The 23,612-nt window shown below is 66.3% G+C and carries 25 protein-coding genes; 17 read left to right on the top strand and 8 right to left on the bottom strand.

Annotation, left to right across the window (positions count from 1 at the left end; genetic code table 11):
• The first annotated feature begins 17 nt into the window (after positions 1–17).
• A complete protein-coding gene (locus tag AC07UC_RS14905; RefSeq protein WP_494906541.1) occupies positions 18–881 on the top strand; it encodes an NAD(P)H-binding protein in 864 nt (287 codons plus the stop codon).
• Between the two features lie 334 nt (positions 882–1,215).
• Here AC07UC_RS14905 and AC07UC_RS14900 read toward each other — a convergent pair whose 3' ends face one another.
• Positions 1,216–1,935, bottom strand: a complete 720-nt coding sequence (locus AC07UC_RS14900) for a gamma-glutamylcyclotransferase (protein ID WP_494906540.1) — start codon at positions 1,933–1,935, stop codon at positions 1,216–1,218.
• 377 nt (positions 1,936–2,312) lie between these two features.
• Complete coding sequence (locus AC07UC_RS14895; protein ID WP_494906539.1) at positions 2,313–3,164, bottom strand: helix-turn-helix domain-containing protein; 852 nt, start codon at positions 3,162–3,164, stop codon at positions 2,313–2,315.
• 177 nt (positions 3,165–3,341) lie between these two features.
• Here AC07UC_RS14895 and AC07UC_RS14890 point away from each other — a divergent pair, with 177 nt between their 5' ends.
• The 7 genes from AC07UC_RS14890 to AC07UC_RS14860 all read left to right on the top strand — a co-directional run bounded on the left by AC07UC_RS14890 (position 3,342) and on the right by AC07UC_RS14860 (position 10,246).
• Positions 3,342–4,106, top strand: a complete 765-nt coding sequence (locus AC07UC_RS14890) for a phytanoyl-CoA dioxygenase family protein (protein ID WP_140774179.1) — start codon at positions 3,342–3,344, stop codon at positions 4,104–4,106.
• A gap of 232 nt (positions 4,107–4,338) precedes the next feature.
• Positions 4,339–5,361 (top strand): ABC transporter permease, encoded by a 1,023-nt coding sequence (locus tag AC07UC_RS14885; protein WP_172349331.1) that lies wholly within the window; start codon positions 4,339–4,341, stop codon positions 5,359–5,361.
• Between the two features lie 45 nt (positions 5,362–5,406).
• Positions 5,407–6,375, top strand: a complete 969-nt coding sequence (locus AC07UC_RS14880) for a sugar ABC transporter substrate-binding protein (RefSeq protein WP_494906538.1) — start codon at positions 5,407–5,409, stop codon at positions 6,373–6,375.
• A 62-nt stretch (positions 6,376–6,437) separates the two neighbouring features.
• Positions 6,438–7,955: a sugar ABC transporter ATP-binding protein gene (locus AC07UC_RS14875; RefSeq protein ID WP_494906537.1), complete on the top strand. Its 1,518-nt coding sequence runs from the start codon at positions 6,438–6,440 to the stop codon at positions 7,953–7,955.
• Between the two features lie 12 nt (positions 7,956–7,967).
• Positions 7,968–8,927, top strand: coding sequence for a ribokinase (locus AC07UC_RS14870; RefSeq protein ID WP_494906536.1), 960 nt, complete (start codon positions 7,968–7,970; stop codon positions 8,925–8,927).
• 16 nt (positions 8,928–8,943) lie between these two features.
• Entirely contained in the window at positions 8,944–9,405 is a 462-nt protein-coding gene (gene rbsD, locus AC07UC_RS14865) for a D-ribose pyranase (protein ID WP_202326552.1), read from the top strand.
• 1 nt (position 9,406) lies between these two features.
• Positions 9,407–10,246 (top strand): 3-methyl-2-oxobutanoate hydroxymethyltransferase, encoded by an 840-nt coding sequence (locus AC07UC_RS14860; RefSeq protein WP_494906535.1) that lies wholly within the window; start codon positions 9,407–9,409, stop codon positions 10,244–10,246.
• Positions 10,247–10,276: 30 nt separating this feature from the next.
• Here the strand turns inward: AC07UC_RS14860 and AC07UC_RS14855 are convergent, their stop codons facing one another.
• Positions 10,277–10,879: a TetR/AcrR family transcriptional regulator gene (locus AC07UC_RS14855; protein ID WP_140774186.1), complete on the bottom strand. Its 603-nt coding sequence runs from the start codon at positions 10,877–10,879 to the stop codon at positions 10,277–10,279.
• A 124-nt stretch (positions 10,880–11,003) separates the two neighbouring features.
• On the opposite strand from AC07UC_RS14855, the gene AC07UC_RS14850 reads away from it, so the two are divergent.
• Together AC07UC_RS14850 and AC07UC_RS14845 are read left to right on the top strand one after the other, a co-directional pair.
• Positions 11,004–12,203, top strand: coding sequence for a RidA family protein (locus AC07UC_RS14850; protein WP_494906534.1), 1,200 nt, complete (start codon positions 11,004–11,006; stop codon positions 12,201–12,203).
• Positions 12,203–13,360, top strand: a complete 1,158-nt coding sequence (locus AC07UC_RS14845; protein WP_494906533.1) for a M24 family metallopeptidase — start codon at positions 12,203–12,205, stop codon at positions 13,358–13,360. The genes AC07UC_RS14850 and AC07UC_RS14845 overlap by 1 nt, the downstream gene beginning before the upstream one ends.
• Before the next feature lie 6 nt (positions 13,361–13,366).
• Here AC07UC_RS14845 and AC07UC_RS14840 read toward each other — a convergent pair whose 3' ends face one another.
• Positions 13,367–14,128, bottom strand: a complete 762-nt coding sequence (locus AC07UC_RS14840; RefSeq protein WP_172349324.1) for an IclR family transcriptional regulator — start codon at positions 14,126–14,128, stop codon at positions 13,367–13,369.
• A gap of 122 nt (positions 14,129–14,250) precedes the next feature.
• Here AC07UC_RS14840 and AC07UC_RS14835 point away from each other — a divergent pair, with 122 nt between their 5' ends.
• The 6 genes from AC07UC_RS14835 (at position 14,251) to AC07UC_RS14810 (ending at position 19,148) form a co-directional block, all read left to right on the top strand.
• Positions 14,251–14,922 carry an amino acid ABC transporter permease gene (locus tag AC07UC_RS14835; RefSeq protein ID WP_140774189.1) on the top strand — a complete coding sequence of 224 codons (672 nt, stop codon included), beginning with the start codon at positions 14,251–14,253 and terminating at the stop codon, positions 14,920–14,922.
• Complete coding sequence (locus tag AC07UC_RS14830) at positions 14,919–15,569, top strand: amino acid ABC transporter permease (RefSeq protein ID WP_494906532.1); 651 nt, start codon at positions 14,919–14,921, stop codon at positions 15,567–15,569. Before AC07UC_RS14835 ends, AC07UC_RS14830 begins: the two co-directional genes overlap by 4 nt.
• Positions 15,556–16,287 (top strand): amino acid ABC transporter ATP-binding protein, encoded by a 732-nt coding sequence (locus AC07UC_RS14825; protein WP_494906531.1) that lies wholly within the window; start codon positions 15,556–15,558, stop codon positions 16,285–16,287. The genes AC07UC_RS14830 and AC07UC_RS14825 overlap by 14 nt, the downstream gene beginning before the upstream one ends.
• A 35-nt stretch (positions 16,288–16,322) precedes the next feature.
• Entirely contained in the window at positions 16,323–17,111 is a 789-nt protein-coding gene (locus tag AC07UC_RS14820) for a transporter substrate-binding domain-containing protein (RefSeq protein ID WP_494906530.1), read from the top strand.
• A gap of 79 nt (positions 17,112–17,190) precedes the next feature.
• Entirely contained in the window at positions 17,191–18,207 is a 1,017-nt protein-coding gene (locus AC07UC_RS14815) for a succinylglutamate desuccinylase/aspartoacylase family protein (protein WP_065005258.1), read from the top strand.
• A complete protein-coding gene (locus AC07UC_RS14810) occupies positions 18,204–19,148 on the top strand; it encodes a threonine ammonia-lyase (RefSeq protein WP_140774193.1) in 945 nt (314 codons plus the stop codon). The genes AC07UC_RS14815 and AC07UC_RS14810 overlap by 4 nt, the downstream gene beginning before the upstream one ends.
• Positions 19,149–19,308: 160 nt before the next feature.
• Here AC07UC_RS14810 and AC07UC_RS14805 read toward each other — a convergent pair whose 3' ends face one another.
• The 4 genes from AC07UC_RS14805 to AC07UC_RS14790 form a co-directional block, all read right to left on the bottom strand.
• The gene (locus tag AC07UC_RS14805) at positions 19,309–19,656 is read right to left on the bottom strand and encodes a hypothetical protein (RefSeq protein ID WP_494906529.1); all 348 of its coding nucleotides are present in this window, start codon (positions 19,654–19,656) and stop codon (positions 19,309–19,311) included.
• A 190-nt stretch (positions 19,657–19,846) separates the two neighbouring features.
• Positions 19,847–20,071 (bottom strand): hypothetical protein, encoded by a 225-nt coding sequence (locus AC07UC_RS14800; RefSeq protein WP_140774195.1) that lies wholly within the window; start codon positions 20,069–20,071, stop codon positions 19,847–19,849.
• A 436-nt stretch (positions 20,072–20,507) separates the two neighbouring features.
• Positions 20,508–21,227: a helix-turn-helix transcriptional regulator gene (locus AC07UC_RS14795; protein WP_494906528.1), complete on the bottom strand. Its 720-nt coding sequence runs from the start codon at positions 21,225–21,227 to the stop codon at positions 20,508–20,510.
• 149 nt (positions 21,228–21,376) lie between these two features.
• Complete coding sequence (locus AC07UC_RS14790; RefSeq protein ID WP_202326540.1) at positions 21,377–22,285, bottom strand: LysR family transcriptional regulator; 909 nt, start codon at positions 22,283–22,285, stop codon at positions 21,377–21,379.
• 98 nt (positions 22,286–22,383) lie between these two features.
• Here AC07UC_RS14790 and AC07UC_RS14785 point away from each other — a divergent pair, with 98 nt between their 5' ends.
• A complete protein-coding gene (locus tag AC07UC_RS14785; protein ID WP_494906527.1) occupies positions 22,384–23,607 on the top strand; it encodes an MFS transporter in 1,224 nt (407 codons plus the stop codon).
• The last annotated feature ends 5 nt before the right edge of the window (positions 23,608–23,612 follow it).

The raw sequence follows: 23,612 nt of genomic DNA, 5'->3' as shown, positions 1-23,612 counted from the left end.
AGATTGGAGCGGCAGGAATGATCCTCGTCACCGGAGCCACCGGCCATGTCGGACGCGCCGTCGTCTCGAGGCTGGTGTCGTCAGGCCTCGAGGTCGCAGCACTTGTCCGCAAGCCTGAGGCCGCGCAAGGGCGCCTGCCCCGGGAAACAGCGCTGCGCGTCGGCGATTACGAGGATGCCGCCGCGCTGAAAAGAGCCTTCGCCGGCATTGACCGGCTGGTGCTGATTTCAAGCGATGGCGACGCGGGTGCCGTCATGCGCCACCACGCCAACGCCATCTCGGCGGCAACGGCGGCTGGGGTCCGCCACATCACCTTCACCAGCATCGTCGATGTCGGCGAGGCGTCGCCCTTCTACTACACGCCTGCCTACCGCGACGCCGAGCGCCGGCTGGCCAGATGCGGCGTGCCCTCGACCATCCTGCGCTGCGGCCTCTACAGCGATCTCATCCACGACACCTGGCTGACGTCAGCCTCGGGGGAACTGGTGCTCCCTGCCGGACAGGGCCTGGTTGCGCCTGTCTCGCGCGACAACGTCGCGGCGGCCGTCGCCGCTGTGGCGGCCAGACCGGGCGCCGCCCGCGCCCTTTACACGATCACCGGAAACCAGACGCTGAACTTTGACGAGATCGCCGCAGGTTATGGTGAGGCGACAGGACAGCCCTTGCGCTATCGTCCCTGCTCCCTGGACGACTACCTGGCCTCCGCGTCGGCACGCCTCGACGCCCCTTGGCAAGAGGCGTTCGCCACACTGTGCGCCTCGATCGCCGAGGGGCGCTATGCCACGACCTCCAGCGACTTCACCACGCTTACCGGTAAGCCGCCGGAAAGCTTTCGAGATTTCCTGGTTCGGGTAGCGTCCAGGGTGCCGAGGGATAACTAGTGTCTCTGCACCGTTGTTCTGATCTTCTAGCGGCCTGCGGCAGCCGAAACCGAGGTGATTAGCCGAGGCCTTCCCAACATCGTCATCCACGGGCGGAGCAGCCGCGTAGCGGCGTCGCGGAGACCCGAGGATCCATGCCGCGACCTTCCTGACAGGTGCAGCGGAGCAGAATTCTGCACCGCCGCGACGCTTCCGAGTCCCGGCATGGATCCTCGGGTCTGCGCCGCGTCGCTTCGCTCCTTGCTCCGCCCGTGGATGACGACGCCGTGATGTTTCCGCCCATCGCCAACGCAGGCGATCCGTCAGCGCGAACGACTGGGTCCGCGCTAAGCCACTAGACCCCGGCATGCACTCGTCCGATCTCCTGCGCCACCAGTTCCTGCAACTGCCACAGATTGCGGTCGCGGATCCCGCAGGTGTCGAGATGGCGGATCGTCTCGAACAGATATTGCGCGCCTGAGCCCCAATGGCCGACGGCCCTCGCCAAAGTCGCGGCGACCGCCTTCTTGTCGAGCTTGCCGGCATAGCGCGGATTGGCGGGATCGACGACGAAGCCCAGCGCCCGGCTCACCCCGCCTTCGGTACCGACCTGCAGCCAGCGCGGCACGTTGACGGCGGGCAGGATGGTCATCTCGCGGCGCAGCAGCGCTTCCAGATTGGCCGCGACCGGCTCGGCGATCTCGAACACCATGCCCTGGCACTGGCCGCCGCGGTCGAGCGCCATCATCAGGCCGGGCTGCTCGAGCGTGCCGCGAAAGCGCTGCACCGTGAAGCAGAACGACCGGTGCCAGCCCCGCGCCACCGCCCGTTCGCCGCCCCCGACCTCGCCGGCCGGCTTCCACAGCAGCGAGCCATAGGCAAACAGCTTCAGCGGTCCAGGCGGCGCCGAGGCCAGGATCTCGTCGCGAAATCGCGCATAGTCGGCGTCAGTCATATGGACCATGCCCGGCGTCGGCCCGGCATCCTCGACCACGCGCATGGTGCGCGCCACCAGCGCTTCGGTCAACGCCATCGGCGCCTTGCGCGGTGGGGCGGTGGAAATCGGCTTGCTCATGTTCGTCATCTTGCTGAAGGCAGAGGGATTCTCAAGGGCCAGGGCTTCTCGGGCGCCGACTCAGAATCTGAGCGGGCGCGCCCAAGCACTTGAAAAGACTGAGCGCACAGTATTGGAATTGGCCGAAAGCCTCCTCGCGTTCGTCATCCACGGGCGGAGCAAGGAGCGAAGCGACGCGGCGCAGACCCGAGGATCCATGCCGGGACTCCGATGCGCTGCCACGGTGCAGAATTCTGCTCCGCTGCGCCCTCGGTCAAGGTCACGGAATGGATCCTCGGGTCTTCGCGACGGAGCTTCGCTCCTGCTCCGCCCGTGGATGACGAAGTGTCGGGCGTTTCCGCTAACGGCCGAGGTAAGCTGCCACCCTCCATGCCCTCCTACCGCCCCGGCGCCGCACTCAGTTCGCTGCGCCGCCAGGCGGCCGGCGAAATGCCCACCGAGCGTTTGAACTCGCGCCCGAAATGATAGACGTCGCAGAAGCCACAGGCTTCCGCCACTTCGGCCAGCGGCTGATCACCCTGCACCAGCAGCGATTGCGCCTGCATCAGCCGCTCGCGCATCAGCCATTGATGCGGGCTGGTGCGCAGATGTTTCTGGAACAGCCGCCGCACCTGCGAGGCGCCGAGCCCGGTGACGGCGGCAAGGTCGGATGCCGCCCACGCAAAACCGGGTTCGGCGCGCATGGCGTCGAGCGCCGAGGCCAGCGGCTTCGGCAGGTCGTCATTGCCGGCGCCGTTCACCGCGCGGTCGACCAGAAGCAGGAACTCGGCGACCAGTTGGTTCAGCCGCAGGTCGAGACCGGCGTCGCGTCGGCGCAGCGCCGAAAACAGCCGCTCGAACCATGGCGCCGGGCTGGTCGCTTCCGTGAAGGCGGTGCGCAACACGCCCTCGCCGAACAGCTTGCGCCGCAGGATCGCCGGGTCCGGACCGTCGAGCCGGAACCACAGCAGCGTCCACGGCTCGTCCGGATCGGCGCAATGCACATGCGGAGCCTCATTGGCCATCCACACCAGCTGGTGGGCGCGCACGTCCAGCCGCTGCCCCAGCGTCTCGACATGGCCCCTCCCCGACAGGCAGTAGAGGATGTCCTGCCCGGGGTAGACCGGCCGTTCTATGCGGTAATCGCGCGCCGCCGCCACCTTGCCGGCGCGCAGCACGCTGAAGGCCGTGCGCGTCCAGCCCGCGGCCGGCACATAGTGGAAACTCTCGAAAACATCCGTCTTGTTCATATGCGCGTTTTATACAAAACAAGCGCCTTGCTGTCCATTTTGTTCGCCGCCCAGCGTCGCTATGGTTGCTCGCATGAGGTCGGGGATTTCTGCGGGCTTTTACCGAGAACCCCAGTTTCACGGGTTTTCCCGGCGCCTTGCGCCGCTGACGGCCCGACAGTCCAGGGAGGCAAGACGATGCTGGCGATGACGAGGAAAGAGGCGGAAGACTACGCCCGTGATGGCTATATTATCCGCAGGGGGCTGCTCAGCGTGGCGGAAGTGGAGGATTTTCGCGACCATGCCCGCGCGCAGCTGGAAGCGGAAAACAAGAATGGCGCCGTGATGGCCAAGGGCGACAAGGAGGGCAAGACCACCCTTCTGAAGATGTGGACCAAGGCCGAGGACGACAAATACGGGCTGCTCGCCCGCGACGAGCGCATGGTCGACCTGGCGGAAGACGCCGTCGGCAAGCCGATCTACCTCTACAGCCACAAGATGACGATGAAGCAGCCCAATGAGGGCGGCGCCTGGGAATGGCATCAGGATTTCGGCTACTGGTACAATTACGGCTGCCTGGCGCCGGAGATGATGAGCATCTATGTCGCGCTCGACAAGGCGACCCGCGAGAATGGCTGCCTGCAGGTGCTGAAGGGTACGCACAAGCTCGGTCGCCTCAATCATATCCGCGAGAACGACCAGACCAATGTCGAGCAGGAACATCTGGACGCAGCACTGAAGCGCTACGAGCACATCTATGTCGAGATGGAAGCCGGCGACGCGCTGATCTTCGACGGCAATCTGCTGCACCGCTCCGATGCCAACCGGTCCGACACCTATCGCTGGGGCTACATCTGCTCCTACAACGCCGTCGAGAACGCGCCGTTCAAGAAGGTTCGCGAATACGGGAATTTCGACGAGCTGCGCAAGGTGCCGGCCGGTTCGTTCCGCCAGGCGTCCTGACGCCGGAGAATACCGGCATGGACGGCGACGCCCACGCCTTGGCCATGATCCCCGGAGCCGCGCACGGCTTGCCGAAAGATCATGGCCGAACAGGGAGATAGAGCCCGACCCTGAATCAGTTTGGGATCGGCACGAATGCATCGGCCCGCGCACGAGCTCGGCCCGGGTCGATGGAATGGAAGAGTGGTCACGCTGGTGAGGACCGGCCGATCACGCTGAGGGAGGATGCTGTATGGCCCATGCGGTCAGGACCGGCGCGCGCGCGCCAGCCACGGACCGATTCACGCTGGCGCGGCTTTTGCGGGCGCGCGAGGCAGGTGTGTTCATCGCCCTGCTCGTGCTGTGCCTGTTCTTGTCCTTCGCCACCGATGGATTCCTGACATCGCTCAACCTGCTCAATGTCGGGCGCCAGATCTCCTTGCTCGGGATCATGGCGGTCGGCATGACGTTCGTGCTGATCGCGGGCGAGGTCGACCTGTCGGTCGGCTCGACCTATGCGTTTTCGGGCCTCGCCACCGGCATGCTGATCATCGCCGGCTGGGCGCTGCTGCCGGCGATCTGCGTCGGCCTCGCCACCGGCGTCGTCATCGGCCTCATCAACGGCGTGCTCTCCACCTATGGTCGCCTGCCCTCCCTGATCGCCACGCTCGGCATGCTCTCGATCGTGCGCGGTGCGGCGCTGATCCTGACCAACGGCCAGCCGGTGACGGTCAACGCCCGCAATGGCGCGCTGCCCGATGTGCTGCAGGCCTTCTCCTTCATGGGCCAGGGCTATCTCTTCACCATCATTCCCATGCAGTTGGTGTTCCTGGTCATCGTCGCGGTGCTGGCCTGGCTTGTCCTGTCCTTCTCCAATTTCGGCTTCCGCGTCTATGCCGTCGGCGGCAGCGCCAAGGCGGCGCGCGTTTCCGGCATCTCCGTCAACAAGGTCAAGATATCAGCCTTCATCCTGATGGGCGTGCTTGCCGCCTTCGCCGGCATTCTGGGCCTCGCCTTCCTGCCCTCCAGCCAGGCCGGACGCACCGGCCTTGGCCTCGAGCTCGACGTCATCGCCGCCACCATTGTCGGCGGCGCCTCGCTGTCGGGCGGCGAAGGCACGATCCTCGGCACCATTCTGGGCGTGCTCATCATCGGCGTCATGCGCAACGGCCTTGTGCTGCTCGGCGTGTCGCCCTTCGTGCAGGAACTGATGATCGGCCTGGTCATCATCATCGCGGTCGGCATCGACAAATGGAGCACGCGCCGAGCCGGTTAATCGCAGAAGACAGAAGCAACCAGAACCAAAAAGGGAGGACTATCCATGAACATCAGACACGTCATTCTCGCGGCAGCGATCGGCCTTCTTCCACTCTCGGCCCACGCCGAATCCAAGCTCGCCGATTTCCAGCTTGCGCCTCGCATCAAGGCCAAGATCGATGCCGGCCAGCCGCTCGACTTCTACGTCTCCTACCATGACGTCTCCAACGAATTCGCGCCGTTCATGAAGGCGGGCGTCGAGCGCGCCGCCAAGGAGGACAAGGTCGGCGCTCAGTTCATCGGCCCGGTCGGCGCCGATGCCGACGGCCAGATCTCGGAGATCGAGACGCTGATGGGCAAGATGGACGGCCTGGCGATCTCCTCGGTCTCGACCGACGCGCTGGCGCCGGTGATCGACCGCGTCATTGCCGCCGGCATCCCGGTCGTCACCTTCAACACCGACAATCCCCAGAGCAAGCGCCTCGCCTTCGCCGGCCAGGACCTCGTCCAGTCCGGCCGCGAGGCGGGCAAGCTGATGTCCAAGGTGCTGGGCGGCAAGGGCAAGGTGATGATCACCACCATCGACGCCGCCGCGCAATGGTCGCTCGACCGCGAGAAAGGCGCTCGCGAAGCGCTCAAGGCCGAGCCCGGCATCGAAGTTGTCAACACGCTCAACACCGGCACCGACCCGCAGAAGATCTATTCGGCGATCGAGAACGCCATGCTCGCCAACCCGTCGATCTCGGGCGTGCTGTCGCTGGAATGCTGCTCGACGCCGGCCGCCGGCACCTGGGTGGAACGCAACAAGGCCGCCGACAAGGTCAAGGTGGTCGGCTTCGACCTGCTCGACCAGACGGTGCAGCTCGTGCAGGACGGCAATGTCGACGCCACGATCGATCAGGCGCCGGAAAAGCAGGGCTTTGCCGCCGTCGACCTTCTGGCCAAGTTCCTCAAGGGCGAGCCGATCGACAATGTCGATACCGGCGTCGGCATCTACACCAAGGAAAACATCGCCGAGGTGGCCAAGAAGTAACAAGCCAGCCCCGCGGGTTCGCCGGTCCTCGCGACCGGCGGATCCGCCTGGCCAGCCAGCCGATGACAGAACAACAGACCCCTGCCCCGATCGTCGAAATCTCCGGCCTGACCAAGCGGTTCCCCGGCGTGCTGGCGCTCGACCGTATTTCCGTCGCCTTCCGCGCCGGCGAGGTGCATGCCGTGATCGGCGAGAACGGCGCCGGCAAATCGACGCTGATGAACATGCTGGCCGGCGACCTGCAGCCCGAAGGCGGCGAGATCCGCATCGACGGCAAGCCGGCAATTATCGCCTCGCCGCTCGCCAGCCGCGCCGCCGGCATCACCGTGGTCTACCAGGAACTGGCGCTCTGCCCGACGCTGACCATCGCCGAAAACATCATGATGTCGGACATGGCGACGCGCTCCGTCGTGTCGCTGGTGCCGCGCGACGAGATGCGGCGCGAGGCGCGCGCCGCGCTCACCCGGCTCGGCATGGGCACGCTCGATCCCGACACCAGGGTCTCGCGCCTTTCGGTGGCCGAGATGCAGCTGGTCGAGATCGCCGGCGCCATCCGCCAGCGCGCCCGCGTGCTGGTGCTCGACGAACCCAATTCGGCGCTCTCCAAGCGCGAGAGCGACCGCCTGTTCGAGATCGTCAAACAGTTGCGCAGCGAAGGCGTCACCATCATCTACGTTTCGCATCATTTGAAGGAAGTGCTCGACCTTGCCGACCGCATCACCGTGATGCGCGACGGCCGTACCATCGAGACCATGGACAATGACGGCCTGTCGGAGGGCCGGCTGATTCGCGCCATGGTCGGCCGCGAACTCGACACGGCGGCACAGTGGTCGCTGCAGGCCGAGGCGCGCTCGCATGAGGCGCCGATCGTGCTCGCCGTCGAAAAGCTGACCGCACCGAGCCTGGACGAGCTGAGCTTCCATGCCCGCGCCGGCGAGATCCTCGGCATTGGCGGCCTGCCCGATTCCGGCAAAGACATGCTCGGCGAAGCCCTGTTCGGCCTCTGCGCCCGGCGCGGTCGCGTCACCATCGACGGCACGGAATTGCGCGCCGCCGACCCGCGGGCCTCGATCCGCAACGGCATGGCGCTGGTGCCGGCCGACCGGCGCGGCGCCGGCGCGCTGCTGAGCATGAGCGTCGCCAACAATGTCGTCTCGGCCTCGCTGCCGCGCTTTTCGCTGGCCGGCTTCATGCGGCGTGGTGCCGTGCGCCGCGAGGCGCGCGCGCAGGTCGCCCGGCTCGATGCGCGCATTTCACATCTCGGCCAGAAGCTCGCCACGCTGTCCGGCGGCAACCAGCAGAAGATCATCCTTGGCCGCAGCCTCGTCACCAATCCGCGCGTGCTGGTGCTGCACGAGCCGACGCGCGGCGTCGATGTCGGCGCCAAGGCCGAGATCTACGCCATTTTGCGCGGCATCGCCGGCGAAGGCGTGGCGGTGGTGATGATCTCGTCGGAGATTCCCGAATTGATCATGAACGCCGAACGCGTTCTGGTGCTGCGCAATGGCCGCGTTTCGGGTGAACTGACCGGAGCCGGCATCAACGAGGAAGCGATCCTGGCGCGCGCCATGGCGTCCTGAACGAGGCGATTGATGAGCAAACCCCAGACCGCACCAAGGATCACCATCGTCGGCAGCTTCGCTGTCGGCCTGACCATGCGGGCGCCGAAACTGCCGATCTTCGGCGAAACCATGCTCGGCACCGATTTCGACATGGGCGCCGGCGGCAAGGGCTCGAACCAGGCGGTGGCGACCTCCAGGCTCGGCGCCGCCTCCTCGCTGGTCGCCATCATCGGCACCGACAAGCTCGCCGGCATCGCCACCGACCTCTATGCCGCCGAGGGCGTCGATGCGAGCTTTGTGACGACACGGACGGAACGCGCCACGGGCGTCGGCTTCATCATCCTCAACGACAAGGGCGAGAATTTCATCATCCTCGACATGGGCGCCAATGAGCTGATGGACGCCGCTAGCGTCGACACGGCCGAACAGCGCATTGCGCACAGCGATGTGGTGATGACCGTGCTCGAAGTGCCGATACCGGCCGCCGCCCGCGCCATGGAGCTTGGCCGCAGGCACGGCGCCCGCACCATCCTCAATCCAGCACCCGCGCGCCAGCTTCCCGACGCGATCTTCGCCAATGTCGATTATCTGACGCCGAACGAAAGCGAATTGCGCATACTGCTTGGCCTGCCCGCCGACGATCCGCGCTCGTCACGCGAACTGGCCGGCGAACTGCGCCGCCGTGGCGTGCGCAACGTCGTGGTCACGCTCGGCCGCAGCGGCGCGCTCATCCTCACCGACGAACTCGACATCATGGTGCCGGCCGTGCCGGTCGAGGTGGTCGACACGACCGGCGCCGGCGACGCCTTCAACTCGGGCTTTGCCGTGGCACTGGCCGAGGGCCGCGACATTGTCGACGCCGTGCGCTTCGGCGTCGTCTGCGGCGGCATAGCCTGCACAAGGCTCGGCGTCATTCCCGGCTTGCCCGAACGGGCACAGGCCGACGCGCTGTTCGCCGAAGCCCTTAAGACAACATGGCCCCAGAAATAACACGGAAGGAAAAGAGATGAACCGGAACCGCCTGCTCAACGCCGAACTGTCGCACGCCATCGCCTCGATGGGCCATGGCGATCTGATGATCGTCTGCGACGCCGGCTTTCCGATCCCGTCGAGCGCTTGGCGCATCGACCTCGCCATCTCGCCCGACGTGCCGGACCTGGAAACGGTGCTCGGCCCGATCGCGGCGAACCTGATCGCCGAGCGCGTCGGCTATGCCGACACGCTGCCGGTGCACAACGCGCCGTTGCTGGCGAAGCTCAAGCGCCTGTTCCCCGACGCCGATTTCGAGACGACCACACACGAGACCATCCTCGGCGAGATGGCCAAAAAGGCCAAGGTCATCGTGCGCACCGGCGCCTTCGACCCCTGGGGCAACATCCTCATCTATTCCGGCGTCGACGTGCCGGCCTGGTTCTCCAAGCCCGGCGTTGTCGCACCCGACTACTACGCCAAGAAGCTGAAGGGCTGACATGCCCCGCATCTTCGACTTCGGCGGCCGCGAGGTCGAGCGCAGCGCGACCGTCGCCGGCCTGCGGGCGCTGAAGGGCAGCGGCCGGCATGTCGCGCAGGTGACGGCCGAGACCGCGGACGAGGCCGCGGCGGCGGAGGCCGCCGGCATCGAGATGGTCGTCTGCCGCGCCGCCAATGTGGCGCGCGTGCGCGAAGGCTCGCGCCGTGTCTTCGTCACCGCCGCCCTCGGCTTCGCTGACGCGGTGACATCGGACGAGATCCTGCGCACCGCTTTCAGCGCGATCACGACCGGCGCCGACGCCGTCATCACCGGACGCGGCCACGACACCGTGCGCATGCTCGCCAACGAGCAGATCCCGGTCATGGGCCACCTCGGCTTCGTGCCGCGCAAATCGACCTGGGTCGGCGGCATCCGCGCCGTCGGCAAGACCGCCACCGAGGCGCTCGAATTGTGGGACCGCTTCCGCCGGCTGGAAGATGCCGGCGCCTTCGCCGTCGAATGCGAGATCATTCCGGCCGAGGTCATGGCCGAGATCAACCGCCGCACCGGGCTGGTCACGGTCTCGCTGGGGTCCGGTCCATCAGCCGATGTGATGTTCCTGTTCACCTCGGACATATCAGGCGAAAGCGCCCGCCTGCCCCGCCACGCCCGCGCCTGGGGCAATCTGGCCGCCCTCCACAAGGCCGTCCGCAATGCCCGCATCGAGGCGCTGTCAGGCTTTCGCAGGGAGGTCGCCGGCGGCAGCTACCCGGCCGAGACCGAGATCGCCGGCATCGCCGATGCCGAGCTGGAGGAATTTCGCTCCCGTCTCGAGGCGGACGAGATTAGCCAGGGATAAACAAGCGGACAGAGCCGGACCTTGATTCGTTCAGGGCCGGTTCTCGATCATCTGCCGCAAGCTGCGATAGGTCCGCTCCAGCCGCTCGAAACCGCCCTCGGCAAGCGTGATCGGCGCGGCATTGTCGGCTATCACCGCGAACAGCAGCGCGGCGTCGGCGGGCACCACATTGGGCGCAAGCTCGCCACGCCGGCCCGCCGACGACAGCGCCTCCGCGAACAGAGCCGAGAGCTCGACGCCGAAATGGCCGAGCATCTGCCGGCCGCGATCGCCCAGCAGATCGGCATCCTGGCGCAGCCGCGAGATCAGGCTCCAGCCGTGCCCCTCGGTACCGGTCGGATTGAAATGGCTGAAACGCGCCCGGCTGTAGGCGATCATCGCCTCGACCTGATCCGAGAGGCTGGATCCCTGCGCCGACCACACCGCGCGCAAGCCGCTCAGCGTCGCCTGCATGTAGTCGCCAAGCACCTCGTCGACCAGCGCCTGTTTGTTGCCGAAATGATAGTGGATGTTGGCGCGCGTCGTGCCGAGCGCCGCCGAAATATCGCCGAAGCTGGTGCCGCGATAGCCATGGCGCACCAGAAGCTCCAGCGCCGTATCCTTGATCGCCTGTCTGGTGTCGGTCTCGTCCATGCTTCCATCATAGCCAAATGCGTTGGCCTTGGACGCCGAAGCTTTGCGGCATCCCCAGCATTTGACGGAACACTGACTTGCAGGTAAGTAAGTCTGAAATCAGCGGGGAGGATACGTGGTGAGGATGCAGACATTCAGCGATATCGAAGGATCGGCGCCGCAGGCCGTCCGCGCCGGCGACCTGGTCTTCATCGGCGGGCTGATGGCGACGGATGCCAGCGGCAATATCGTCGAAACCGGCATAACCGGTCAGGCGCGCGCCATCTTCGACCGGCTGGCGGCCCTTCTCGCCCAGGCCGGCGCCGGTATGGCCGATGTGGTCAAGCACAACATCTATTTCAGTTGCGAAGCCGATGCCGTCGGCGCCTTCCTCGACGAACTCGATGCCGTTCGCGCCGGCTGTTTCGCGGCCCCCGGCCCGACCACCACGGAAATCCGCTGTGGCCTCGACCGCGAGGGCGCGCTGCTGATGGTCGACGCCTGGGTGGTGATCGGCGGCAAGCGCGAACTGCTCGACCCACCGGGCCACTGGCGCTGGCGCAAGCAGCTGCCCTTCGTCCATGGCTGGAAGGTCGGCGACATGCTGTTTGTCGGCGGCCAGCGCTCGCTCGATGCCGAAGGCAATGTGCTTGGGCTCGGCGATATCGAGGAGCAGACCGAGGAGGCTTTCCGCAACCTCGACACCATGCTGCGGTCGGGCGGCGGCGACCGCCACAGCCTGATGCGCCAGAACACCTATTTCCGCTTTTTCGGCGAGGGCCGCGAGGTCACCGACTACTGGGAGAAGATGACCAATGTGCGCCGCCGCTACATGTCGGTGCCTTCGGCGGCCGGTGCCGGATTGCGCATCCAGGGCATGGGCAATGCCGACGAACTGATCCAGGTCGAGGGCATCGGCGTGCTCGGCGACGACAAGCAGCGCCTGCAGCCGGCCAACCATTGGGACTGGAGCATTCCCAACACCCAGTTCACGCAAGGCTGGAAGATCGGCGGGCTCGCCTTCATCGGCGGCCAGATCTCGGCCGACAACAAGGCGCAGGCCGTCGGCGACGACATGGAGACGCAGACCCGCAACGTCTTCGAGTTCATCCGCCGCACGCTGGCCGAAGGCGGCCTCGACGAAAGCGATGTCGCCAAGCTCTATATCTACTATCATGCCGAAGGCGGCTGGACCGGGATCGAGGCGACGCGCGCGGTGATTGCACGCGTGCAGCGCGAATTCTACCCCGAGCCCGGTCCGGCGGTGACCGCGATCCGCGTCGCCGGCTTCGCCTTCGAGAACCTGCTGATCGAGATCGAGGCGATGGCGGTGACGCGAGACTGATGTCGAAACACGACTTCACCCCCGCCGAGTTCGCCGATCGGCTGGCGCGTGTCCGCGCCGCCATGGCCGTACGCGATCTCGATTGGCTGGTTGCCATCCACCCGGCGTCCATCCATTGGCTGACCGGCAGCGACGCCAAGAGCTACCAGGAATTCCAATGCCTGCTGGTCGGCGCGCACAACCAGCCGCTCGTCGTGCTGACACGCCAGGGCGAGGCGCATGAATTCGAGACGGACGCCCTTGTCGGCGAGGTCCAAGGCTATGGCGGCGGCGAGAACGAGGATCCGGTCGCGGCATTCGCCGGCATGGCGCGGCGCCACGGCGTGCTCGGCAGGCGCGTCGGTCTCGAAGTGCCGGCCTATTACCTCCACCCGCATCATTATCTCGGCCTTCGCGCCGTCATCGGCGATGCCCTGGTCACCGAGGCGACCGAGCTGATCGCCGGGCTGAAGCTGGTGAAATCGCCGGCCGAGATCGGCTATATCAGGCGCGCGGCGGCCCTTGCCGACCTTGGCATGGAGCGTTTTGCCGGCGAGCTCTCGGCGGGCCTGTCGGAACTGGCGCTGGCCGGCGGCATCCACGAGACCTTGCTGCGCAATGGCAGCGGCATCGCCGCCAGTCCGATCAACCTCGTCTCCGGCCCGCGCTCCGCCTACAGCCACGGCGCGCCGACCGCGCGCCGGCTTGAACATGGCGATTTCGGCAACATCGAATTCGGCGCCACCTTCAACCGCTATACCGCCACCATTGGCCGCAATTTCGCGCTGGGCACGCCGACTCCGCGCATGGCCGAACTGCACGACATCGTGCTGCGCGCCAGCGACGCCATGATCGCTGTCATTCGCGACGGCGTGCCGGCAACCGTGCCGCACCAGGCGGCCCGCGCCGTCGTCGGCGAGGCCGGGCTCGAAGCCTGCCGTGTCCATACATCCGGCTATGCGTTGGGGCCGGGCTTTCCGCCGAGCTGGGCCGAGCCGCTGCACATGATCGGCGACAGCCCGCACATGCTGAAGGCCGGCATGGTGGTCACCATCGAGCCGCCGGTCTATATCGGCGCCGAAGGCCTTGGCGCCCGCATCATCGACAATGTGCTTGTCACCACGACCGGTGCGCAGGTGCTGTCCCGCACGCCGCGCGACATCATCGTCGCGGGCTGAGCGTCCTTACCCTCCAAGCTCATGGGCGATCTCGGCGCAAGCGAGCTTCAGCCGCGCCAGCATGGCCTCGAAATTGGGCGCGGCACTGCGCCGGCTGACCGCCGCCACCGTCACGCAGGCCACGGCGCGCCCGTCGCCGGCGATGATCGGACAGACGACGTCGGTCACGCCGATGATGTCGCGGCTCTCATGGATGATGGCGCCGCGCTCGCGCACCGCGTCGAGTTCGGCGGCGAGCGTCGTTGGGTCCGGCGGCTCGCGCATCAGCATCAGGCATTCGGCGATCATCCGGTCACGCACCGGCTTGGGCTGGAACGCCATCAGCACCAGCCCGGAATGGGCATCCGCCAGCGGCCGGCGATAGCCGAGCTTGAGCGAGAAGTTCATGTCCGCGCCGCCCGACGCGGCCGCGATGATAACGGTTTCGCCGCGATGCGCGACGACCAGGTGCGCCGCCTGGTGCACCTCCTCGGCGAAGCGCTCGACGATCGGGGCCGCCGTGCTGACCAGGTCGCGGGCGCGCGCCGTCTGCATGCCCAGCCCGAACAGCTTGTTCGACAGCATCAACCCCTCGCCGCCCTCGTCGCGCTGGATGTAGCCGCGCGCAAGCAGCACATGGACCATGCGGAAGATCTCGTTCTTCGATCGCCCCAGTTCCTCGGCGATCTGGCGCGTGCCCATGGGCTGGCCGGCATTGGCCAGCAATTCGAGGATATCCAGCCCCTTTTCGAGGGCCGGCGCGCTGTAATTGAGCTTGTCGTCAGTCATTTGCATCCGCTTCATAGATGACGCTTGACGTCACATATGAAGCGACGATAGCGTGGTGTCCAGCAAATCCGAGCGGAAAATAGCGATCTGCCCGGAGTTGCATAGGGGGACGCTCTGCATCCATGAGCTATAATTTCAAATTTGATGTCCTGCTGCGCTATATCCCCGAGATCGTGCAAGGCGTGCTGCTGACCTTGCAGTTCTCGGTCGTCACCATGCTCTGCGGCCTTGCCATCGGCTTGATCGTCGCCATGGCCTCGATCAGCCCGCTGATGCCGCTGCGCGCCTGCGCCCGCGTCTATGTCGAGGCGCTGCGCAACACGCCGCTGCTGGTGCAGTTGTTCATCGTCTTCTTCGGCCTGCCTTCGATCGGCATCAAGCTTGGCGCCAACACCGCCGCGCTGATCGCGCTGTCGATCAACATGGGCGCCTATGGCGCGGAAATCCTGCGCGCCGGTTTCCAGTCGGTGCGCCAGAGCCAGGTCGAGGCCGGCCGCTCGCTCGGCCTCACCGCCGGCCAGACCTTCCGCCATGTCGTGCTGTTCCAGGCGGTCAAGACCATATACCCGGCGCTGGCCAGCCAGTTCGTGCTGATCATGCTGACCACCAGCGTCGTTTCCTCCATCGGCGCCACCGAGTTGTTCCACCAGGCCGCCTTCATCGACTCGCGCACCTACCGCTCCTTCGAGACCTACACGCTGATCACCGTTTCCTATCTCGTGCTGACGCTGGGCTTCCGGGCTTTCTTCGCCGGCGTCTACTGGATGGTCTTCGTCAGGAGGCCGCGCCGATGATCCGCGAATTTGGCGGCACCGATATCGTCTACCTGATCGAGGCCGCACGCTGGACGCTGCTGCTGGCGCTCACCGCCACCGTGGGCGGCGGGCTGCTCGGCATCGTCGTCGCCGTCCTGCGGGTCATCCCGTTCAGGCCGCTTAACTGGCTGGCGATCGCCTGGATCAACCTGATCCAGGGCACGCCGCTGCTCGGCCAGCTCTTTGTCTTCTTCTTCGGCCTGCCGCTGATCGGCCTCTCGGTCGACGCCTGGACGGCGGCGGCACTTTCCCTGTCGATCTACGCTTCGGCCTTCTTCGGCGAGATCTGGCGCGGCAGCCTGCAATCTGTGTCGCAGCGGCAATGGGAGGCAGGCGCCGCGCTCGGCCTCACCTACGTGCAGCGCCTCGGCCATGTCGTGCTGCCGCAGGCGATCCGCATCTCCGTCGCGCCGACCGTCGGCTTCCTCGTCCAGCTGGTGAAGAACACCTCGCTCACCGCGCTGATCGGCTTCGTCGAACTGACCCGCGCCAGCCAGATCATCAGCGGCGCGACCTTCGCCCCGCTGCCGGTCTACCTCATCGCCGCCGCCATCTATTTCGTTATCTGCTTTTCCCTCTCCCAGTTCGCCCGCATGCTGGAAAGGAGACTTCATGTCGCTCGTTGAAATCGCCGATATCCGCAAGCGCTTCGGCGCGGTCGAGGTGCTGAAGGGCATCTCGCTCAACGTGGAAAAAGGCGAGATCGTCGCCGTCATCGGCCGCTCGGGCTCGGGCAAGTCGACCATGCTTCGCTGCATCAACGGGCTGGAGAAGGTGCAGGCCGGCCGCATCGTCGTCGACGGCATCGACGTCACCGCGCCCAGGGCCGACCTCAACCTTCTGCGCCAGCGCGCCGGCATGGTGTTCCAGAGCTACAATCTGTTCCCGCATCTCAATGTCGAGCGCAATGTCACGCTGGCTCTGAAGCTGGTGCGCAAGCTCGACACGCCGGCTGCCCGCGAAGTCGCCCGCGCCGTGGTCGCCAAGGTCGGCCTCGCCGACAAGCTGTTTGCCTATCCCGACGAGTTGTCCGGCGGCCAGCAGCAGCGCGTCGCCATCGCGCGCTCGCTGGCCATGCAGCCGACCCTGATGCTGTTCGACGAGATCACCTCCGCGCTCGACCCCGAACTGGTCGGCGAAGTGCTGCGCGTCCTCGAAAGCGTCGCCAGCGAAGGCATGACCATGATGCTCGTCACCCATGAGATGAACTTTGCCAAGAACGTCGCCGACCGCGTGATCTTCATGCACGAGGGCCGCATCCACGAGGATGGGCCAGCGCGTGAGACCTTGCTCGAGCCTCGTACGGCCGAACTCAGGAGCTTCCTGAGCGCCGTCCTTCACTAAGAAAAGAAAGTCCAACCAGAAAAAGGGGAAGTTCCATGTTCAAGCATCTCACCAGGATGGTCACAGCCGTGCTCCTGGCCGGCGCCGTCTCGGCAATGCCGGCTCGAGCGGCCGACCTGCAGAAAATCCTGTCCGCCGGCACGGTGCGCATCGGCGTGCCGATCGACGTGCCGCCCTTCGGTTCGGTCGACGCCAAGAACGAGCCGGTCGGCCTCGATGTCGACATGGCCAGGAAGATCGCCGAGGCGCTGGGCGTCAAGCTCGAACTGCAGCAGATCACCGGCGCCAACCGGGTGCCCTATCTGGTCACCGACCGCCTCGACATCGTCATCGCCGCCATGGGCGCGACGCCGGAACGCGCGCTGCAGATCGCCTTCACCTCGCCCTATGCGGCGCTCTCGATCGGCGTCTTCGGCCCCGACAGCATCACGGTGAAGAGCCCGGCCGAACTCAAGGACGAGACCATCGCCGTGGCGCGCGGCACGACGCAGGACCTCGAACTTACCAAGGCCGCGCCCAACGCCAAGATCGTGCGCTTCGACGACGACGCCACCGCCGCGGCCGCCTTCACCTCCGGCCAGGCGCAACTGCTGGCCACCGCCGATGTCGTGGCCAAGGATTTGATGGACAAGGACGCCAAGGTGCAGCTGAAGCCCAAATTCATCCTGCAATTCTCGCCCTGCTACATCGGCATCCAGCAGGGCAGCCCGGAGTTGCTGCGCTGGCTCGACACCTACATCCATCTCGGCATGCTCGACGGCTCGCTCTCGGCGCTGTCGCAGAAGTGGATCGGCACCACGCTGCCGACCCTGCCGCCGATCTGACCTTTTTTGGCGGCGGGGGCCTTTCCGCCCTCGCCGCCTCTTCTCGCCACCTCATCCCCACAGAGTTTCAAAGAGAAACATGGCCCGCATGTCCACCGCCCGCACCACCATCGATTTCGACCGTTCCGGCAAGCAGATCGGTTTCGTCGACATTCCGCATTCGCCGCATGACGACGCCTGGGGCGCGACCCGCATTCCGCTCGCGGTGATCCGGAACGGCAACGGGCCGACCGTCATTCTGCAGGCCGGCAACCATGGCGACGAATATGAGGGGCCGATCACGCTCGGCGAACTCATCCGCGATCTCGACCCGGGCATGGTCAGCGGCCGCATCATCTTCCTGCCTGCGATCAACCTGCCGGCCGTGCTGGCCGGCCGCCGCACCTCGCCCGTCGACGGGCTGAACCTCAACCGCACATTCCCGGGCGACCCGACCGGCACCATCACCCAGCAGATCTCGGCCTATGTCAGCGACGTCGTCATGCCGCTTGGGCATGCCTATGTCGATCTTCACTCCGGCGGCTCCTCGCTCAACATCCTGCCCAGCGCCATCATCGAGCCGGCGCCCGACGCCGCCCACCGCAAACGCAACATGGAGGCGGTGCTCGCCTTCGACGCTCCGCTCACCGTCGTCATCGACAATCTCGGCGAGCCCCGCACCTCCACGGCCACGTCGGTGCGGGCCGGGCTGACCACGGTCGGCACGGAGATGGCCGGCGCCGGCACGGTCTCGCTCGACGCGCTCGGCATCTGCCGCAAGGGCGTGCGCAATGTGCTGAGCCACCTCGGCGTGCTGCCGCCGACAGGCGGGCCGCCTGCCGCGAGGCCAGAAAACATCCTGCGCATCCCCGGCCATGACGGCTATGTGCTGGCCACCACCAATGGCGTGTTCGAACCGTTCCACGCGCTGGGCGCCGAGGTGCATGCCGGCGAGGACGCCGGCCGCATCCACAATCTGGCCGACCCCGGCCGCGCGCCCGAGACCGTGCGCTACCTCTCGGACGGCATCGTCTATGGCCGCCGCCAGCCCGGCCGTGTCGTTGTCGGCAATTGCTGCGTCACCGTCGCCACGCGCTATGAAGGAGAGCTGGCGTGATCGCGCTGGAAGACATCCGCACCGCTGCCACGCGCATCGAAGGCAATGTCAGGCGCACGCCGATGATCGCCGCCGGCAACCTCAAGACGCCGCTGGCCGGCGGCGTCGACCTGACGCTGAAGCTGGAACTGCTGCAGGTCACCGGATCGTTCAAGGCGCGCGGCGCCACCAACAGGCTGCTCTCGCTCGACCCCGCCGCGCTGGAGCACGGCATCGTCACCGCGTCGGGTGGCAACCATGGCATAGCCACCGCCCGCGCGGGCTTCATGGCCGGCGTGCCGACAACAATCTTCCTGCCGACCAACGCCTCGCCGGCCAAGATCGAGAAGCTGCGCGCCTGGGGCGCGGCCACCCACATCGTCGGCTCGGCCTGGCACGAATCCAACGAGGCCGCGCAAGCCTTCGTCCGCGAAACCGGCGCTGTCTATTTCCACCCCTTCGCCGACCCGGCCGTGGTCGCCGGGCAAGGCACGGTCGGCCTCGAAATCCTCGACCAGATGCCGGATGTGACGACAGTGTTGGTCGCCATGGGCGGCGGTGGGCTGGTCAGCGGCGTCGCGACCGCGATCAAGGCGCTGGCGCCGCATGTGCGCGTCGTCGGCATCGAGGCCACAGGCTCGCCGGTGCTGCTGCGCGCGCTCGAAGCCGGAAGCAACGTGGCGCTGGACAAGGTGACGACCTCGGTGGCGACCATGGCCTGCGCCAAGACCGACGACCGCATCTTCGATATTGTCCGCGACAAGGTCGACGAGATCGTGCTGGTCGACGACGACGAGATGCTGCGCGCCGCGAGAAGCCTGTGGTTCGAGATGGGCCTCGCCGCCGACCTCAGCGGCGCCGCCGCCATCGCGGCACTGGCCGAGAGCCGGGTGCGGCTGAAGCAGGGCGAGCGCGTTTGCGCCATCGTCTGCGGCGCCGGCCCGGATGCCATTCTGGGATGATGGCGGCGGAGTTGCGCTTGAATCATGGTCTCAACGATAGCGGCCAACCGATTGATTGGATTCGGATCCTGCCTTCGAAAGACCTCTTGCTACCGCGGCAGCCCATCCGAACTGATCGATGAACTGAAGGAGCCTCGGTGCAATGGCATCGGGTAGTGACTCATTGCCTGCGGTGGAAGACATCTCCTGAGATCGAGAAGGCCGACTCGTCGATCCACACGATGCTGAAATAGACCGGTGCCGGCTGGTAGGCGTTGACGTTCATTATGGTCAGGATGCCGCCATCCGACGATGGGTTCCAACTGCATGATCCGATCGCGCCAACCATGCCATTGGCCTCTATCTTGCACGTTTGCCCGACAACCATCGTCTCGCCCGCATCGCTGTCCCATATGCCGACCGGTGCCGGCGCGGATTGGGCAAGGGCGCAAGGGACGGACATCGCGATCGCGGCCATGCCGGCAAGAGCGGTGACGGGACAGCACAACCTTGTCAAAAGCGAAGTCAAGGTAACCTCCGGCTCACAATAGCGTTGCATCTGTCAAGGCGCCGCGCTGGCAAGAGAGCACCGACCCCCGCCCGGGGTCGGTGCCATATGCGCCCGTCGGTGGTATCGAGGCCGGGCGAACCGTCCATGAAGCAGTCGCCCGGCCCTCACCTGAGGCGCACATTCCGCTACCCGCCGTCAGCCTCGCCCGTTACTTTTTCTTGTGCTTGAACAGGCGCGCCTTGCAGGACGCCGACAGCGCGTCCTTGTGGTCGGTCAGGCACTTGGGCGCGGCGCCCGTCGTGATCACGCCGCCACCGCAGAAGCGATTGGCATCCGCCGCGCAAGGGCCCTGCGTGGTGGTGTAGCGGGCGAACGCTTCGTTTGAACTCACAAGGGCGACCGCGGCTATCATCACGGCATAGAAGATTTTCATTACAAGGCTCCCGACAAGAACACTGGATCCCCCAGTGCAGGGTTGGTTATGGATGGATCCTGGAGTGGCGCGCTTTCATGGCCAGCACGCCGGCATCGTCACGGATGGTCATGCTGGCGGTTTGCGATCCTGGCGTGCTCGCTGCTGCCGAGGCGATGGGGATTGGCGTCCATGCTCCGACCGCCCGCCGCTGCGTGCGACAGACAAAAACAGTCCTGCTTCCGTCCATCGACGACCGCCCCACTTCCCGCCAACGCAGGGATCCCTGCGGTTTAATGTCCTGATGCGGGAATGACTAAGGCAGTTCGGACGCGGGCGCATCCTAGCTGAAAAGCGGAGGTGGAAAGCATGTCGCGCGCAAACGCAGCCACCGCCACCCACGGCAGGTCGCGCACTGGGATAGAAATGAACTAGAACAACGGCTTGAATCGTATCGTTAAACGGATCCGGCCAACACCAGCAGCGCCACGGCTTCGCTGCGGCTGCGCGTGCCGGCCTTCTTCTTCACGTTCTCGATATGGTAGTGAACCGTGGCGGGCGCGATGCCCAGGATGATGGCGATTTCCGCATCCGTCTTGCCCGCCGCGACCCAGCGCATGCAATCCGCCTCCCTGGGCGTCAGCAGGATCGGTGAGCGATTGGTGAGACCAAACCCCACGGCTTCATAGGCCTTGTCATGCACCGCGAGCGCCATTGAGCGTATGATGGCCCTCTCCGCCGCATTCATCGTCACCGGCTTCAGGGAGGCGACCGAGACCAGTCCCTGGTAGCTGGAAGGCCCGTGGATCGGTATGCCCATGACCTCGGCCCAACCATAGGCTTTCGCCCCGGCGGTGACCGCGGCACCCTCGACGGTAAAACTTCGTGCATCCACCATTTCGGTCCACAGGAACGGTGTCATGCGTCGGCGCGCCTCGAGGATCATGGGGTCGACCTCCATGAACCCGTTCGCCATGTAGGAATCGAACCAGTCCTTTGGCCAATTGTTGAAATAGAAGCGATAGGATCGCGAACCTCCAGCACCCGCCCAGGCGCCTCCCGCCGAGGCGGTGAAGCCGAAAATGCCGATCGCCTCGATGAAGCGCTCGATGACTTTGCCGACGTCGCCTTCCGCTGCGCAAAATTCGAGAAAGTCCTGCCCTGCCGCCGTCCGCATATGCTGCCCCCAAGCCACGCGGCAAATCTCCGCGATCCCATGCGAGCGCACAAGGCGTTTTCATCGAATTGAGCCCTCGCCGCCGAGCCCCGGATCGAATTGGCGCTTCCGCGTCACCCGCCCAGCCGAGGCGGCCCTTGCAGCGCCGATCACGACAGCAACTTCACCGGCGCCTCCAACCCCTCCAGCAATGCGTCGCGAAACAGCGCGATCGGGCGGCCGAGCCGTCCGGCCGGCGGGCGATGCAGCATCCACGCCCGCACCCGCGGTTTGAAATCGTTGCAGTCGATGATCTCGACCTTGTCGCGCCACGGGCTGTCGGCGAAGGCCGCCGGGGTGACGAGGCCGATGCCGTGGCCGCGCGCGACCAGCGACATGCGCAGATCCGCGCTCATCGCCTCGACCCCGACCTGGAAAGGCAGCCGTGCCGCCTCCAGCGTGTGGCGGATGAAGGCGCGGAAGCCGCAGCCATTCTCGTTCATCACCCAGGGAAAGCGCGAAAGCGTGGCGAGATCGACGGGCTTCGGCACGCCGAGACCAGGTGCGGCGACCAGCAGCACCGACTGCAGGCCGAGATCGTCACAGACCAGCTCGTCCGGCGGCTTGACGCCGTCGGGAAGACAGACCGCGACCGCGTCGAGTTCGCTGCGCACCGCCTGCTCCACCAGCCGTGGCGACCAGCCGGACGTAATGCGCAAGGTGAGGTCCGGAAACGCCGCGCGCAGCCGGTCGAGCGGCAGCGCAAGCGCCGCATCCGACAGGTAGGGCATGATCCCCAGCCGGAACTCGCCGTTCAATTCGCCCTGCGGCGACACGCCGGCCTTCAAATCTTCCAGCGACCGCAGCACACGGCGGCCATGCTCATAGGCCTGGCGCCCCGAGGCGGTCGGCTTCAGCGGCTTCGACTGGCGGTCGAGCAGCGCCGTCGCCAGCCCATCCTCGAGGTTCTGGATGCGGCGCGTGACACCCGGCTGGGTGAGGTTGAGCCTGGCCGAGGCGCCGACGATCGAGCCGGTTTCAACGACGGCGATGAAGGCTTCGAGATCATGGATATTCATGCGTATCTCGCATAATCATTATCGAATTGATTGAATTGTAGCATGATAATTCTTCGGCATAAAGTCCTCGCCCAATATGCAACCTTATTGAGGACCTTATGCTCGACACCAATGACGGCCAATTGTGCGAGCGGCTGCCCGCCGGCACCATCACCGGTCCGCAGACGCTGCTTTTTGCCGCCTCTACCGGCATCATCGTCACCAATCTGTTCGCGCCGCAGACGCTGGTCGGGCTGATCGGCCCGTCGCTCGGCGCCAGTGCCGCGAGCGTCGGTCTCGTCGCCATGGCCACCCTGCTCGGCTATGCCGCCGGCCTGTTCTTCCTGGTGCCGCTGGCCGATCTCGCCGAGAACCGCGCCCTGATCCTGCGCATGCTCGTGGCGGCCGCCCTGGCGGCTGGCGTCGCCGCCTTCGCGCCCACCATCGCCTCGCTGCTGCTCGTCCTGTTCGTCCTCGGCGCCGCCTGTTCGGCGATCCAGATCCTGGTGCCGATCGCCGCCTCGATGGCGCCGCCCGGCGCGGCCGGCCGGGTCATCGGCGATGTGATGAGCGGGTTGATGATCGGCATCCTCTTGGCGCGGCCGCTGGCCAGCCTTGTCGCCGGCGCCTGGGGCTGGCGAGCCTTCTACGGCCTCAGCGCCGTAGCCCTCGTCCTGCTCGCCTGCGTGCTCGCCTTCACCTTGCCGCGCCGGCGCCCGGAGGCGAAGTCCTCCTACGGCGCGCTGATCGCCTCACTGTTCGACCTGCTGCGCGACGAACCGATGCTGCGGCGCCGCGCGTTGACGGCGGCGCTGGTGATGGCGGCGTTCAGCCTGTTCTGGACGGCGGTTGCCTTGCGCCTGGCAGAGCCGCCCTTCGGCCTTGGCCAGCGCGGCATCGCGCTCTTCGCATTGGTCGGCGCCGGCGGCGCCGTTGTCACGCCGCTGTTCGGTCGCGCCGGCGACCATGGCTGGACCCGATCCGCCACCATCGTCTGCCATCTCGTGCTGATCGGCGCGATGGCGCTCGCCGCCTGGGCCGGCTCCTCCCGGTCCGGAGCGTCGTGGCAACCGCTGGCGTTGCTGGGCGCCAGCGCCGTAATGCTCGATATCGGCGTCACCGGCGACCAGACGCTCGGCCGCCGCGCCATCAACCTGTTGCAGCCCAGGGCGCGCGGCCGCCTCAACGGCCTGTTCGTCGGCATTTTCTTCCTTGGCGGCGCCATCGGCTCCTTGCTGGCCGGCATAGCCTGGAGCTGGGGCGGGTGGCCCTGTGTCTGTGCCATCGGCACGACGTTCGGCCTTGCCGCCCTTCTGGTCGACTGGATCGGCGGGCCGCAGTGACGGCC

It is taken from the genome of Mesorhizobium sp. GW821-FHT04C10 (assembly GCF_059420305.1).
The sequence above is the reverse complement of the archived record's forward strand: the minus strand, read 5'-3'. Positions and strand labels throughout refer to the sequence as shown.